The following is a 13,036-nucleotide window of genomic DNA, read 5'->3' on the forward strand; positions in this document are numbered from 1 at the left end:
GTTAAACTTTTAAGCTGAAGCAATCCCCCAACCATCATGGACGGGACTATAGTAGGAGTGGCGGCTGCACTCGCGTCGGCCCTCTGCTGGGCAACTGCAACGATCCTCATAAAGGTAGGGATGAGGTCCAAGAGCCCCGTGGCGGCCAACATAACCAGGCTTTACATCGTTTCCCTGATGTACCTGGCGGTTCTGATCCCAACTGGCGGGATAGACGAGATACTCCATTCCGATCCCCTCTACCTTGCGGTGGCCTTCGTCTCGGCCCAGTTCGGCTTTGTGATAGGCGATTACTTCTACTTCCACGCCCTCCACAGGATGGGGGTCTCGAGAACCGTCCCCGTGACCTCCACCTATCCCTTATGGGCCGTCCTCTGGGCGTCGCTCTTCCTCGGGAGGAAGGTGGGCTTTAGGGTATACCTGGGTGCCCTCCTGATAGTCCTGGCCATAGTAATTGTCCGCAGGGCGGAGGATGAGGAGCACGCGGATCCTAGAGGCTTCGTCTACGCCCTGATCGCTCCCATCTCGTGGAGCATCGCAATAACGATGATGGACTGGCTTACCGGGCACTTCAACCCCCTGACGTTAGCCGGCTTCAGGATGTTCTCAGCGGCCGTTGGTGTCTCGGTCTTTCTCCCGGCCTACAGGGGAGAGATACTGAACACGAACCTCCGTGAGCTCGCGGTGCTCTCTGGAGCGGCCTTCAGCGGCCTCTTCCTGGGCCAGTTCCTCTTCGTTTACTCCACCCAGGCGGTGGGTTCCCAGATCTCGGCCCCGGTCTCGGCCATAAACCCGCTTTTAACGTCCCTCATGGCGGTACTGTTCCTGAGGGAAACCCCGAACAGGAGGATATTCGAGGGACTTGCGCTCGCAATCGTCGGTATACTCCTCGTCTCGATGAAGTGATTCCGTTTCCATAACTCTTTTAACCTTTCGAGCTCTTTTTTCAGCGGTGGTGTCGATGGTCGCTATCATAGTCCACGGCGGGGCCGGGACGATTAAAAAGGAGGAGCGCATTCCGAAGGTCCTTGACGGTGTCAGGGAAGCTGTCTTGGCTGGCTGGAGGGAGCTGAAGCGCGGTTCTGCCCTGGATGCTGTCGAGGAAGCGGTTAAAGCCCTCGAGGACAACCCGGTCTTTAACGCCGGGACCGGGAGCGTTCTAACCCTTGACGGCAAGGTCGAGATGGACGCGGCGATAATGCGCGGGAAAACCCTTGACGCCGGCGCTGTTGCCGGAATCTGGGGTGTTAAGAACCCGATAAGCGTCGCCAGAAAGGTCATGGAGAAGACGGACCACGTCCTTTTGAGCGGCGAAGGAGCCGTGAAGTTCGCCCGTCTGCTCGGCTTCGAGGAGTACAACCCAGTAACCGACGAGAGACTGAAGCAGTGGGAAGAACTCAGGAAGAAGCTTATCGAGAGGGGCGAAACCAGACACTGGAAGAAGCTCAACGAGCTGATAAAGGAGTACCCGGAGGTTCTGAGGAGTACCGTCGGAGCGGTGGCCTTCGACGGCGAGGAGGTGGTTGCCGGAACCTCAACCGGAGGCGTCTTCCTCAAGATGTTCGGCAGGGTTGGCGACACGCCGATAATCGGCGGCGGAACATACGCCAACGAGGTTGCTGGAGCTTCCTGCACAGGTCTCGGGGAGGTTGCCATAAAGCTCGCTTTGGCGAAGAGCGCCACCGACTTCGTGAGGCTGGGTATGGACGCACAAACAGCCAGCGAAGCCGCGATAAGCCTCGCGACCAAATACTTCGGGAAAGACACGATGGGCATCATAATGGTCGATTCCCGCGGAAACGTCGGCTTCGCCAAGAACACCAAGCACATGAGCCACGCCTTCATGAAGGACGGCATGGACGAACCGGAGGTCGGGGTTTAGTGGACGGAAACTTCCGGGACATATGGCTCCTCAACCTCTCGACCTTCTTTTTCTTCCTGGGCATAAGCTCAGTCAACCCCATAGTGTCACCTTTCTCAATGACCCTCGGCGCCAGCCCCTTTCTGGTGGGTCTTTTGGCAGGGATAACCTCGGTCCTCTCACTGATTTCTAAGCCGATAGGTGGGGTCGTCGGCGACAGGGGCTACAGGCTCGAGGCTATGATCCTCGGGAACCTCCTGAGCCTCGTTTCCGGTTCCCTCTACGTTGCCGCGGCTTTAACGGGCAGCATCTGGCTCTTCGCCTTTAGTAGGGCGCTACACGGCTTCTCGATGGGTATCTTTTTCCCCTCGAGCCTCTCCACGGCCGTTGACCTCGCCCCCGTCGGGAGGGTCGGCGAGACCCTTGGCTGGAGAGGCATGATGTTCTCCCTCGGCAACATCGTCGGCCCCGCCCTCGGCGGCTACGCCTCGGACTACCTCGGCTTTTCCGGTGCGTTCTCCCTTGTGGTGCTCTTCTCAGCCATCGGTGCCCTCTTCGTCCTTCCAGTTAGGGGGAGAGTCGGAAAGACCTTCGTACGGACGGAGAATAGTGAGAGGGCAGACTACTCCGAACTTCTAAGGCCCTACTTCGTGGCGGCATCGCTGGCTCTCCTCTTTTTCGCCGCTTCCTACGCCGGCGTGAGCACCTTCCTTCCAGCCCTCTACAAGGAGCTCTCCTATCCCCAGAGGGTCTTCGGGACGTACATGATGGTCATCGGGATAGCGAGCTTCGTCACGAGGGTCCTCGGGGGCAGGAGCGCCGACAGGATGGGCCCGATACCCGTCTCCGCGGCGGGCCTGATAACGGTCATAGCCGGCTACCTGGTTCTCCTCCGCTTTACGACTCCCCCTGCTTCCTACGCGAGCGCGGTTCTCATCGGCGCCGGCTTCGGTCTTGCCGTCCCGGCGATGCAGCTCATGGCCCTTGGAAACCTGCCCCAGAGGATAAGGACGATGGGCTCTAGCGTCTACACGATGTTCTTCGACCTCGGGACGATGGGTGGCCAGTTCACCCTCGGCTACGCAGCTGGACTGCTGGGCTACGCCGGCGTTCTCGCCTTTCTCCCTCTCCTCGGAGGGGTAGCGCTTTTAACCGTCATCTCGCCGCACGTCGTAGGTGGTGAACATGGTTGAATTCATAAGGGTCTCCTACGGAACGGCGGTTGCGATGGGCCTAAGGAAGGGAAAGATGCTCGCCAGGCCGACCACCGCTTACCTCATGACCTACTGGCCGGGCCACTGTAGGAACAACTGCGCCTTCTGCGTCCAGGCGAGGGAGAGCAGGGCCGACCTGGAAAAGCTCTCCCGCATCACCTGGCCGGCCTTCGAGCTTGAGGAGGTTTTGGATGCACTACCGAAGGGGAACTTCTCCCGGATCTGCCTCCAGACGATAGACTACCCGGGGATGGTGGAGGACGTCTTGGATCTCCTCGAGGCCTTTGCTCCCTTTGACCTACCGGTATCGGTCTCGATAACGCCCGTTGAAAAGAGAACGCTGGAGGAGTTCAAAAAGAGGGGCGTTGACTACATCGGGGTGGGTCTAGATGCCGCGAGCGAGCGGGTTTACGGAGAAGTCAAGGACTCCCTCTACTCCTGGGACGACATGTGGGCCTTTACCCGGGACGTCATCGACGTCTTCGGCCCCGGAAGGGCCTTCGTCCACCTCATAGTGGGCCTCGGTGAGACCGACAGGGAGATGGTCGAGACGATGGCGAGGGCCTATGACATGAACGCCGAGGTTTCCCTCTTCGCGTTCACTCCAGTTAAGGGAACGCGCCTTGAGAACGCCAGGCCGCCGTCCCTCGAGCGCTACCGCCGGATCCAGCTAGCGAGGCATCTCCTTGAGGCTGGCCTCGCCTCCGTGGAGGACTTCACCTTCGACAACGACGGCAACCTCACCGGCTTTAGGATCCCAAAAGAGGAGCTTGCGGAGCTGGTTCCGCCCGAGGTCTTCTCCACCCATGGTTGCCCCGGCTGCAACAGGCCCTACTACAACGAGAGGCCGAGAAAGGAGCCCTACAACTTCCCGGTTAGACCTGAAAAAGAGTACGTGAAGAGGATCATAGAGACTATCCTCTGAGGACTGAGAGGGCCTCGTTCATCTCCTTGAGCGGGAACTCCTTTTCCACCCTTTCTCCCCTCGCCAGCCTGATCATGGCGTCAACAAAGTCCCTGAGGTCCTCGTCCTCCCCAACGTGCGGGAAAAAGCTCTCCCCATCACGGCCCAGCTCTTCCAGCTTCCCCGAGTCCCGTATTATCGCCAACATGTCGCCCAGCCTCTTAAAGCCCAGCCTGAATAGGTTCTCGTTGGGGGCCCGGGCTATGGCGCGGAGGGCGCACTTAACGGCCCCCCTGTAGTTGTCCTCCTGGAGGAACACCTCCGCCAGCCTGAAGCAGGCCTCGAAGTACAGCTCGGGCTCATGTTCCATGCTCTCGTGGAGTATCTCGTCGAGCTTCCTCTTCGCGGTCTCAAGATCGTTCTCGTTCTCGGCCTCTATCGCCTCGCGGAAGAGCCTGATGATGCGCTCCCTTCGGTTCAGGGGTTCGTACTTAATGACCATGCCCCTCACCTCTGCTCGCTTTCCAAGCTTCCTCGAAACTATCCCAGACCTCGTCAAACCCTACCTTCACACCCCACCTGCGCTTGAAGGCGTTGATTAGAACCGTCAGATCCCTCCTGAGGAGTTCGTAGCTCTCGGGGTACGCCGTCGTGATGTATTGGGCCCAATCGATTATAAGGATGTCGCCGTCGTTGGTTAAAACTATGTTGAACTCGCTCATATCGGAGTGGACTATCCCGAAGCGGACTATCTTAAGGTACTCGTCGAGGATCTTCGAGAGTATCTCGCCGGCCTCTTTCCGCGTCAGGTCGGTGTCCCTCAGGTCGGCGAGCTCGGTTCCTTCGATGAACTCCATGACCAGAACGTGCCTGTTCCATGCCACTGGCCTCGGAACCTTCGCTATCGGGCTGAGGAGCGTTAAGGCCTCGTGCTCCTTCTTCGCTATGAGTCTTGAGACGTACAGCCAGCTCGTGTGACGTTTGTCGTGGAACACGTGCCTGTGGTACGCTGCCTTCCTCGAGGCAGTCCTCCCCCCGATTCGGTTGAACTTTACGGCGACTTTCTCCCCCGAGGGGGTTACTCCGACGTAAACGTCGGCATCTTTCCCAACGCCTATCTGGGCCGTGCTTATGGCCTCAACGACGCCTTTCTTCGCCAGGGCCCGTATAGCGAGAGTGTCGTAGCCGTGTATCGTGAGCTGGTAGCCTATGTAGCCTATGTCGCTCCTCCTGACCACGAGGCCCCAGTTGTCGAGCTTTCCAAGGCGGAACGATGCGGTCTCAACGTCAACCCTGGCGAAGCGCGCCACGTCCTCCAGGGGCACCCAGCGGTGGTGACGCATGTTGAGCTCTACTCCCCTCAGAATCCTGAAGTCGAGGTCCCGGAGGTTAGGATAAGCCTCGAGCGCGAGCAGTTTGCTGACCATCTTCTCTCCCTGCCCCCATCGGAGGGGAGATTTATAAATGTAGCCATCAGCCGGAGGGGTTTCTTATGAAGAAGGCCCAGTCGCCGGTGTAGCTCCTCAGGCCCCTCTTTACCCTGACGTGGACTTCCATCAGGGCCGATGTTCTCGGCGTGCCCTCAAAGAATGCCAGCACTATCTGACCTTTACCCAGATCCCCGAAGTCCTTTGACTCGACCACATACGAATCCCCCTCAAGGTGGACAACTGTCCTACCTACTAGAGGAGGCTTGATCTTCAGGTTGGCCCCGTACCGCACCGGGACAACGACCCTGACCTCCTCAAGCCTGTAGCCTTCGAGGGGTCTGATCTGGAGGACTATCCTCCCGGATTCTCTGGCCAGGGCCACCCAGAACTTCCCGCTGAAGTTGGCTAGCGCCCATTTCCCCGGGCCGACCTCGGTGGGGTAAGTGGGGGTGACGTTTCCGTCGGACACCATAACCCTCGCGTTGACCTTCGCCGGAGTCATTGTGTGGGCGAGAGGTAGGACCACGGCCGTCAGAACCGCAACGACCAGGAGAGCGGGCCACTTTTTCTTCAAGGGTACCACCAAAAGTTAAAACTCGCGATAGTATAAAAACCTTGCGGGGCCTCCGCTGCGTGGGCTAGTGGGAATAACTCGCATAGGGGTCAACGACCACGAAAACGGCCTCTCCGCGGTAGGGCCTGTAGTGCTCCTTTGCCTCAACCTCGACCCTTATCGTGAGTTCGTTCTCGGGGGCCCTGTCCACGAAGGTGAGCTCCAGATCGCCTCTCCCGGCCTCCCGAAGATCCCGCAAATGGATGACGTAGAGGACTCCGTAGTCGACCTTTCTCCGGGTTATAACCTCACGGGCCCCACAGCACGGGGGTTCGAGCTCCACGTAAAGGCCGTTTAGGAAGTTCCTCCTCACGTAGACCTTGACGTCCGTTATATGACTCTTCTCCAGGGTGCCTATGTGAACGTGGATCCTACCGGATTCCCGATAAACCGTAACCGCAAACCGCCCGCTGAAGTTTGCTATGGCCTCTCCCCCACGCCCCACCACCGCGTGGCCCTGTTCCAGGGTGCTGTTCCGTTGGAGTATGAAACGGGGCTCCTCCTGGGAAGGAACGGTGAGGTACACCACAAGAACCGCGATGGCTAGAAGGACTACAATGCCCAGGGTTAGAAACCTTCTCCACCCCATAGCCATCAAAGTTAAAACTCAAAAAAGGTATAAAAGGCTTGTCGTCAGCCGTACATGACCTCGTGCATAGCTATGGCCTGTGCAAGCCTCTTCTCCGCACCGAGAACCTTGTCGACGGCCTTGAGGAAGTCCTCCTGGGTCACGTAGGTTCTCCTGTCCCTTATGGCGAACATCCCGGCCTCCGTCGCGATGGCCTTGAGGTCCGCCCCACTGGCACCTTCCGTTATGTCCGCTATAACCGTCAGGTCAACGTTCTTGAGGTTCATCTTCCTGGTGTGGACTTTGAGTATCTCGAGCCTGCCCTTGAAGTCCGGGAGCGGCACTTCTATGAGCCTGTCGAACCTTCCGGGCCTCAGCAGGGCCGGATCCAGGATGTCCGGCCTGTTAGTTGCCGCTATAACTTTAACGTTCCCCCTCGGGTCGAAGCCGTCCATCTCCGCCAGGAGCTGCATCAGCGTCCTGTTCACTTCTCTCTCGCCGCCCGTAGTTTCGTCCATCCTCTTCGCGCCTATGGCGTCTATCTCGTCGATGAATATTATCGTTGGAGCTTTCTCCTTCGCCAGCTCGAAGAGCTCGTGAACCAAGCGGGCACCCTCGCCTATGAACTTCCTGACGAGCTCGCTGCCGACGACGCGGATGAAGGTGGCGTTGACGTGATTTGCCACGGCCTTAGCCATCAGGGTTTTTCCACAGCCCGGTGGACCGTAGAGGAGGACGCCCTTAGGGGGCTCTATACCGACCTTCTCAAAGAGGTCCGGGTGCTTAAGCGGAAGCTCCACTGCCTCCCTGAGCTCGTGGAGCTGCCTCTCCAGACCGCCGACGTCCGCGTAAGTAACCCGCGGCCTCTCGATGACCTCGAAACCAAGAACGCTCGGATCCTTCTCGCTCGGGAGTAGCTCAACGACCGCCATCGTCCTCTGGTCTAGTGCCACCCTGGAACCGGGTTTAAGCTTGTCGCGCTCTATCCACGGCGCTATCCTGACGACGAAGCGCGGCCCGTTGTAGTTCTGCACTATTGCCCTGTCGTCGTCGAGAACCTCTATCACAGTCCCTGCGAATGCCGGCGGCTGCCTGAGCCTCGACATCTCCATCCTGAGGCGAGAGAGCTCCCTCTCCAGCCTCTCCTTGTCCGCTTCAAGCGTTCTAACCTGGAGCTCAAGCTGCCTGACCCTCCTCTTGAGGAAAGTGATGTAATCATCGTAACCCGAGTCTGAGCGCTTAACCTCATCAAAACTGCTCATCTTTCCCACCAGAACATAATCCTCGCGGGGCTTTTTAACTCTACTGGTTGAAGAAGGAACTTATACGCCGGCCTCTCCTAAAAAGAAAGGGCCGAGGGCTTCACCCTAGAGTCTTTGTTTTGTCCTCGTCTATGACCTTCACCATCCCAAAGCCGTAGCGCGTCTTCTCCCCAAAGCCGAGGTCGTAGCCAAAGCGCGCTATCTCCTGCGAGCCAAAGTAGCGGAATATCATAAGGGAGCCCCTGTAGTATGTGTCCGCCACGAGTATCCTGACGGGCTTGAACTTCACGACCTCGACTTTAAAGGCCGAATCTTCGGGCGTGTGCCCGTAGAGTTCGGAGTACCTCAGGAGCATGACCTTCCGGAGCTTGTCGAAGAAGGTCGGCTCGCTCGGGTAGAGGTCCCAGATCTTCATCCTGTTGTTCTCGAACTTAACCGTGCGAACTATTATCGGGCTGAGGGTTGAGAAGAGCACCCCGTTGTAGATTTTTGGCTCCTTGAGGGGCTTTATATCATCCGCCACAAAATCCGTCTCGCCTATCTTCATCGAAGGGCTCGTCATGAACCCCTCGACTATGGCCTGTATGACCTCCGGAGAATGGGACGATATGTAAAGGGAAACCGTATCAGAGAGTATCCTTATCCCCCTCTCGGGGAGGAGCTCACGCTTTCTAACAAGGATCCTAGAAAAGGTGAAGTGATCGACGTGACTGAGCTCTACCTCCTTCGCGATATCGGGAGATATGAGCGTGATCTTGTCGACTATCTGGCGGTATACCTCGTAGTTGTAGTTAAAGGGCAGTATTGGATCCTCCCCAATGGGTCTCAGCTTTATTTCTATCCTCATTTTAGCCCCTCCGGTGTGAATTCTGCCATGATCCTAACGTACTAAAGTTCAACACTGAAATTTAATAAGGTTTTCGTAGTTACTTTGTCAGCCTTTGGGGGGTTGCTGCCGGATAGTTGGAAATTTAGTCGCGCCATCTTAAAGGGAAAGAAGTAAACGGGTCACCCCTGGATCCCTTTGAGGGGCGCGCCGAAAGCCCTGTCGCCGGCGTCCCCTAAGCCAGGCAGGATGTAGCCCTTCTCGTTGAGCTCCCTGTCGACCTTGGCCACGAAGATCTCCACCTCGGGGAACTCGGCCTTTATCCGGGATATTCCCTCCGGAGCAGCCAGAACCCCGAGGACTAGGAGGCGCTTCGGCCTGCCGTACTTCTTGACCTCCTTGAGAACCTTTATCAGCGTTGAGCCGGTCGCTATCATAGGGTCCGCGACTATGACGGTGTCCTCCGGCTTGAGGTCAGGTATCTTGATGTAGTTCATCTCTATCTCGAACTTCGGTGCCTTGCCCCTGGAAGCGGAAACTATGCCGACCCTCGCGTGCTCCAGAACCTTTATCAGACCCTCCATGAGCGGTATCGCAGCGCGGAGGACGGTTATGATGACGACGTCCCTCCTGTCCTTGACGACAGTGCCCCTAGTTTTCTCCAGGGGAGTCTCGATCTCCACCTCCTCCGTCTCCATCGTCTTCGTCAGCTCGTAGCCCATGTACCTCCCCAGCTTGACGAGTCCCTTCCTGAAGGCTATGCTCCCCGTTCTCTTGTCCCTGAGCTCGGTAAGGATCTCCATTATGAAGGGGGAGTCCTCAAAGGAGTAAACACCGCTCCACCTCTCGTCCGCTTTCATGGGATCACCTCAGTAAAACTCATCCCAGTAGAGCATGCGGGCCATCCTCTCTTTAACGTATTGGCCGTAGAGGTAGCCGAAGGCTATGCCAACTATGAGCCCACCGAGATGTGCAACCGCGTTGACGTGGGGCATCCAGCTGTTTATCAGGAAAAGGAAGAAGGCGTTGGCCAGGGCAGTCTGGATGTTCCTCTTGAGAACGCCCTCTATCATTATGAGCGCCCCCGCTATGCCGAAGAGGGCCCCGCTGGCGCCTCCGCTTACCGTCCAAGGATCCATCAGGGCGACGGTGAGCACGTTGCCGAATATCCCCGCGGTGAAGTAGAGCACGAGGTACCTCAGCCTCCCCACGAAGATCTCCAGCTGGCTGCCCAGGTATATCAGGAAGAACATGTTCATGGCCAGGTGAAGCCAGCTCAGGTGGACGAAGATGGCGCTTATCAATCTCCAGTACTCGTGGCAGTCGGTGACGCAGAAGTTTATCAGGGCCAGCCTGAGAAGAGCTTTCGTCTGGACAGTCAGCGAACCGCTCAGGTAGAGCTCGTAGGCAAAGACGGCCACGTTTACGATGAAAAGGGCGTAGGTCATCCACGCGTGTCTAGCAGCTTTCAGTACGTCCTCCAAACCCATCAACCATTCACCTCTTCGAGGATTATCTCCAGGAGCTTCTCGTCGCTGGCCGCGATCATGTTCATCTTCTCCTCCGCGCTCAGCTTAACCTTGAGTTCCCTGCCCATCTCGTCCACGACCAATGCCCCGGCTTCTCTAGCTATTATCGTCCCGGCCGCTATGTCCGTTGGTCTAACGTAGTTCCTTATGTCGACGACGCCCTGGAGGGTGCCCCTGGCGAGATATGCAAGCTCAACGGCTATGGCTCCAAGGACTCTCACCCTCTTCACGCGTTTTATGAGCCCTGTTCCCCGGCCCCGGGTGTAGAAGCTGAGAGCAGCTTTTTCCGGTGGCTTGGGCTTAACGTTTATGGGCTCACCGTTCATATAGGCCCCTTCCCCGGGGACGGCCTCGTAGTAGTTCCCGGTCACGGGCTCATAGAGCGCCGCGTAAACCGGTTTTCTGCCCCTGAAGAGCGCAAAGCTGAAGGCGAAGATCGGTATGCCAGCGGCGAAGTTGTAGGAGCCGTCTATGGGGTCAACCACAGCAGTGTAGTCGCTTCCGTTGTCGAGGAAACCTATCTCCTCGCTGACGACGTTTATACCCAACGGCTTAAGTCTCTCAAGGACGAGCTCCTCGGATACCTTGTCGACGTACTTGGTGACGTCACCGCTCACGTTCGTGCCGACGTTTTCCCCGGCCTTTGGTTTGCCGAAGATGGGCATAACGGCCTTTCCCACGTCCTTCGCTAGGGAAAAGACTATCCCGTTCCACTGAACGTCCACAATCACACCCCCATTAGGGTTATCAGCAGGTTCCTGGTCCCCGGCCCGAAGCCGAGGATGAACATCGCCAGCTTGACGAAGTTTATAAGATCCGGATCTTCTTCCTCCATCATTCTATCGAGGATCCAGACTATCGGAAGAAGGATCAGGACCTTTTCGAGGTACATGACGGCGGCAGTGCCGGTCAGGTTGATCAGCGTCCTAGCGAGAACGTGCTGCTCCCAGTAGCCGAAGAACTGGATCCCGACGAAGGTCGTTGTGGCGTCGTAGAAGTGGGTGTAGAACAGGATCCCGTTGTTCTTTATCAGCTCAAACTTCCGGGAAAGGAGCCATACGAACCCCTCCGCCGCCAGAAAAGCCGGTACGAAGTAGGCGAAGTAGTTCCACCTAAAATCCACCTTGTCCAGGTTGATGACCAGCAGGAAGATCAACCCGCCAACGAGGACGAGGCCGAAGTCCCGGTAGAGGGGGTAGAACTTCTCCCCCGGCCCTACGTGCCTCCAGACAACGAAGAGGGAAGCGAGGGCAAAGGCCGCTATCACGAAGTAGCCGCCGGGACTCACGGTGAGGTAGGTCCTTGGGAGCATGCCCCTGTCCGTCATCGCCCTCATGAGCGGGCCCAGGATGATGTAGGGCATCAACGCTACGAAAAAGCGCTCATCGACGCGGATGTCAAGCTTTTTCAGAAGCTTGTAGAGGAGGAGCACGGCTACGCCAAGGATTATGGCGTAGACCGTCGTGTTGACAGGATTGTAGCCCTGGTTGTACTTTATCGGATCCACGAAGTACCTCTGGAAGAACTCCTGGAGATTCATTTCACCACCGTGTAGGGATGGGGCCGGATCACTTAAAGGTTTTGGAGCGTGAATGGAGTTCAGCCTCTAACGCGGCCACACACGGGGAAACGTCCCCAAAATTTCCTCCCATGAAGTGAACGGGCCCGAGCTTCCCTTGGGTGCCCAGGGATCCAGACGTCATGCATAGGGTACGCCAATCAATTTTTAAGCTCGGGCACCTTAGTTAGGTGAGGTGAAAAAGGTGCACTTGATGGAGCTGCCGCGGGAAGTACTCCTCGGTGAGAATCTGGCTGGGGAAACCGTGAACGTGGCGAAGAGGCTTAAGCTGGGGAAGAGGGTTCTCGTTCTCTACGGCCCCCGGACGAGAAAGATAGCGGGTGAGGAGGTTGAGGAGAACCTATCACGGGAGTTTGAGGTTTCTGGGGTCGTTGTGAAGGGGGCCACGATGGAGGAAGTCGAGAGGGTTATGGGTCTGGCCAGGGAGCTTAATGCCGACTGGCTCATAGCGGTCGGCGGCGGGAGCATAATAGACGTCGCCAAGCTCGCCTCCTACCGTCTGGAACTTCCTTTCATAAGCTTCCCGACCACAGCTTCCCACGACGGCATAGCGAGCGCCAACGCGTCCATAAAAGATTTGGGCGCGAAGACCTCGGTGAAAGCCAGACCCCCGATAGCAGTCATAGCAGACGTGAAGGTCATAAAGACCGCCCCCTACCGCTACCTGGCGGCGGGTGTGGGTGACATAATAAGCAACCTAACCGCCGTTAAGGACTGGCAGTTAGCCCATAGGATCAGGGGCGAGTACTACAGCGAGTACGCGGCCTCGCTCTCCCTCATGAGCGCCAAGATGGTGATAAAGAACGCGGACATCATAAGACTCGGAAACGAGGAGAGCGTCAGGAAGGTGATAAAGGGCCTGATATCGAGCGGCGTCGCTATGAGCATAGCGGGCTCTTCCAGACCCGCCAGCGGTGCAGAGCACCTCTTCAGCCACGCCCTGGACATGCTCGCCCCAAAGCCGGCCCTCCACGGGGAGCAGTGTGGGGTCGGGACGATAATCATGGCCTACCTTCACGGCCTCAAGTGGGAGCGGATCAGGGAAACCTTAAAGAGGGTTGGCGCACCTACCAACGCATACGAGCTTGGAATCGATCCAGAGGTAATAATCAATGCCCTGACGATAGCCCACACGATAAGGCCCGAGCGCTATACAATACTGGGGCGCGATGGCCTGACGTGGGACGCGGCTGAAAAAGCGGCTAAAATCACTGGGGTTATCTAGGGTCATGTCTTCATTAGCCGGAGGT

The 13,036-nt window shown here is 57.4% G+C and carries 15 protein-coding genes; 5 read left to right on the plus strand and 10 right to left on the minus strand.

The window, feature by feature from the left end; genetic code table 11:
• The first annotated feature begins 36 nt into the window (after positions 1 to 36).
• The 4 genes from ACZ5AM_RS06750 to ACZ5AM_RS06765 are packed head-to-tail and all read left to right on the plus strand — an operon-like array spanning position 37 to position 4,000.
• Positions 37 to 906, plus strand: coding sequence for a DMT family transporter (locus ACZ5AM_RS06750; RefSeq protein WP_464914273.1), 870 nt, complete (start codon positions 37 to 39; stop codon positions 904 to 906).
• A 55-nt stretch (positions 907 to 961) separates the two neighbouring features.
• Complete coding sequence (locus ACZ5AM_RS06755) at positions 962 to 1,882, plus strand: isoaspartyl peptidase/L-asparaginase family protein (RefSeq protein WP_464916033.1); 921 nt, start codon at positions 962 to 964, stop codon at positions 1,880 to 1,882.
• On the plus strand, positions 1,882 to 3,054 hold the full coding sequence (locus ACZ5AM_RS06760; RefSeq protein ID WP_464914274.1) for an MFS transporter: 1,173 nt from the start codon (positions 1,882 to 1,884) through the stop codon (positions 3,052 to 3,054). Before ACZ5AM_RS06755 ends, ACZ5AM_RS06760 begins: the two co-directional genes overlap by 1 nt.
• Positions 3,047 to 4,000, plus strand: coding sequence for a radical SAM protein (locus ACZ5AM_RS06765; protein WP_464914275.1), 954 nt, complete (start codon positions 3,047 to 3,049; stop codon positions 3,998 to 4,000). The genes ACZ5AM_RS06760 and ACZ5AM_RS06765 overlap by 8 nt, the downstream gene beginning before the upstream one ends.
• Here the strand turns inward: ACZ5AM_RS06765 and ACZ5AM_RS06770 are convergent.
• From ACZ5AM_RS06770 to ACZ5AM_RS06815, 10 genes are all read right to left on the minus strand, one after another.
• Positions 3,990 to 4,481, minus strand: coding sequence for a hypothetical protein (locus tag ACZ5AM_RS06770; RefSeq protein ID WP_464914276.1), 492 nt, complete (start codon positions 4,479 to 4,481; stop codon positions 3,990 to 3,992). The two genes, ACZ5AM_RS06765 and ACZ5AM_RS06770, sit on opposite strands and share 11 nt — an antisense overlap.
• The gene (locus tag ACZ5AM_RS06775) at positions 4,471 to 5,406 is read right to left on the minus strand and encodes an RIO1 family regulatory kinase/ATPase domain-containing protein (RefSeq protein WP_464914277.1); all 936 of its coding nucleotides are present in this window, start codon (positions 5,404 to 5,406) and stop codon (positions 4,471 to 4,473) included. Before ACZ5AM_RS06775 ends, ACZ5AM_RS06770 begins: the two co-directional genes overlap by 11 nt.
• Positions 5,407 to 5,452: 46 nt before the next feature.
• Entirely contained in the window at positions 5,453 to 5,992 is a 540-nt protein-coding gene (locus ACZ5AM_RS06780; protein ID WP_464914278.1) for a hypothetical protein, read from the minus strand.
• A gap of 55 nt (positions 5,993 to 6,047) precedes the next feature.
• Positions 6,048 to 6,617, minus strand: a complete 570-nt coding sequence (locus ACZ5AM_RS06785) for a hypothetical protein (protein WP_464914279.1) — start codon at positions 6,615 to 6,617, stop codon at positions 6,048 to 6,050.
• 38 nt (positions 6,618 to 6,655) lie between these two features.
• A complete protein-coding gene (locus ACZ5AM_RS06790) occupies positions 6,656 to 7,852 on the minus strand; it encodes a proteasome-activating nucleotidase (protein WP_464916034.1) in 1,197 nt (398 codons plus the stop codon).
• 100 nt (positions 7,853 to 7,952) lie between these two features.
• Positions 7,953 to 8,699, minus strand: a complete 747-nt coding sequence (gene cas6 / locus ACZ5AM_RS06795; protein ID WP_464914280.1) for a CRISPR-associated endoribonuclease Cas6 — start codon at positions 8,697 to 8,699, stop codon at positions 7,953 to 7,955.
• A 161-nt stretch (positions 8,700 to 8,860) separates the two neighbouring features.
• On the minus strand, positions 8,861 to 9,538 hold the full coding sequence (upp, locus tag ACZ5AM_RS06800; protein ID WP_464914281.1) for a uracil phosphoribosyltransferase: 678 nt from the start codon (positions 9,536 to 9,538) through the stop codon (positions 8,861 to 8,863).
• Positions 9,539 to 9,547: 9 nt separating this feature from the next.
• A complete protein-coding gene (locus tag ACZ5AM_RS06805) occupies positions 9,548 to 10,168 on the minus strand; it encodes a rhomboid family intramembrane serine protease (RefSeq protein WP_464914282.1) in 621 nt (206 codons plus the stop codon).
• A complete protein-coding gene (locus ACZ5AM_RS06810; RefSeq protein WP_464916035.1) occupies positions 10,168 to 10,872 on the minus strand; it encodes a bifunctional fructose-bisphosphatase/inositol-phosphate phosphatase in 705 nt (234 codons plus the stop codon). Before ACZ5AM_RS06810 ends, ACZ5AM_RS06805 begins: the two co-directional genes overlap by 1 nt.
• Positions 10,873 to 10,934: 62 nt before the next feature.
• Positions 10,935 to 11,747, minus strand: a complete 813-nt coding sequence (locus ACZ5AM_RS06815; RefSeq protein ID WP_464914283.1) for a DUF63 family protein — start codon at positions 11,745 to 11,747, stop codon at positions 10,935 to 10,937.
• 223 nt (positions 11,748 to 11,970) lie between these two features.
• Here ACZ5AM_RS06815 and ACZ5AM_RS06820 point away from each other — a divergent pair, with 223 nt between their 5' ends.
• Positions 11,971 to 13,011 carry an NAD(P)-dependent glycerol-1-phosphate dehydrogenase gene (locus ACZ5AM_RS06820; RefSeq protein WP_464914284.1) on the plus strand — a complete coding sequence of 347 codons (1,041 nt, stop codon included), beginning with the start codon at positions 11,971 to 11,973 and terminating at the stop codon, positions 13,009 to 13,011.
• Positions 13,012 to 13,036 lie beyond the last annotated feature (25 nt).

The organism is Thermococcus fumicolans (assembly GCF_055386755.1).